The 1149-nt window shown below is 59.1% G+C and carries 2 protein-coding genes; both read right to left on the reverse strand.

The window, feature by feature from the left end; all coding sequences use genetic code 11:
* Positions 1-178: 178 nt before the first annotated feature.
* Complete coding sequence (locus tag G6N73_RS35795) at positions 179-640, reverse strand: CHRD domain-containing protein (RefSeq protein ID WP_246252836.1); 462 nt, start codon at positions 638-640, stop codon at positions 179-181.
* Positions 641-778: 138 nt separating this feature from the next.
* Entirely contained in the window at positions 779-1126 is a 348-nt protein-coding gene (locus G6N73_RS35800; RefSeq protein ID WP_165034561.1) for a DUF1003 domain-containing protein, read from the reverse strand.
* Positions 1127-1149: the final 23 nt, after the last annotated feature.

Genomic DNA, 1149 nt, shown 5'->3' on the forward strand with positions numbered 1-1149 from the left:
CTCACCGGCTTCGGCCACGATGCGCACCGGCAGTGGAAACTGCATTTTGTCCATCGATCGCCTCCGGGCGGCTTAAGCCGCATCATGACACCGGGCGCTACCTGCCACCTAGCGCAGCGGACGTTCCATTGGAAGAGAGCGTCCGCCGCTCAGAGGCAGGAGCCAGGCCCCGCAATCATCACATCGCAGGCTTCATAACCTGACCACGTATTTCGCCGCCGCCATACTCTGCGGTATGCAGGTTCAGGTAGAGCTTGCCATCAAGCAGCATCTTGGCCTGATCCTCCGTCAGGGTTGCCGAGCCTTCGATGGGGCTCTCGAGCGTCTCCAGTGGCACCCCGACATCGCCGTTTTCACCGGGCTCGGCCGGTCCATGAAAATGACCGGCTTGGACCGGCCCAGTAAGACCGGAATATTCGATCGTCCAGCTGAGGTCCCTTGATGCGGTGTCGAAGGTAATCTGGGCGGTCCCCTTTCCCGCACTGTCAACGGGCGGTACCTCCTGCAAACCGTTCAGTTGGGCCTCGAACTTCATCTGCTCGGCAAGGGACGGAGAGGAAATCAGGATCGCCGACGACATGGCAATCCCTAGAACGGCGGAGATGGAACCGAGTTTGCTCATGGTAACGTCCTTTGACATTTGTAGCCTCCTGATTGTGGACCCTTGTTCGACTTCGCAGTGGCCGCGAAAGGTTGCCGCTCACAACGTACCGTGAGTAATGGAATGCCGCGCGGCGAATGGGAAATGACGTCACGCCATGAAGTCGATAGCCGCGCGTTATGATGGCCGTCCGCCTTCCGCATTGGACTCGCGTGCACCCGACGCTGACTGCTCCAGCAGCTCGGTCAGCATCCTGACGGCCTCCTTTAGCTCCAGGACCTCGCACTCACGCAGTTGGTCGATCTTCTCATGCAACAGCTCTATATCGAGCTCTGCCTTCACATTGATCCGGTAGTCGTTCTCCGCGGCCTTGCGATCGATGTCCTGCTGCCGGTTCTGACACATCATGATGACCGGATGTCGACGGCCATCCTGAAGCAGGTGCTCGTCACGCTCAAAATCTCCCTGGCCGCCGGCCCGGCCGTCGTAGATACTGCCAATGCAGTGACCATCATGATGGTCCATTCAAAGATCGCGAGCGTAAGAGA

Origin of the sequence: Allomesorhizobium camelthorni, assembly GCF_011045125.1 — a bacterium.
In the GTDB taxonomy this organism is placed as follows: Bacteria; Pseudomonadota; Alphaproteobacteria; order Rhizobiales; family Rhizobiaceae; genus Allomesorhizobium; species Allomesorhizobium camelthorni.

Excerpts from the sequence above, each read along its gene's own strand:
- G6N73_RS35800 (WP_165034561.1), bottom strand. The coding sequence starts at position 1,126 with ATGGACCATCATGATGGTCACTGCATTGGCAGTATCTACGACGGCCGG.
- G6N73_RS35795 (WP_246252836.1), bottom strand. The coding sequence starts at position 640 with ATGTCAAAGGACGTTACCATGAGCAAACTCGGTTCCATCTCCGCCGTT.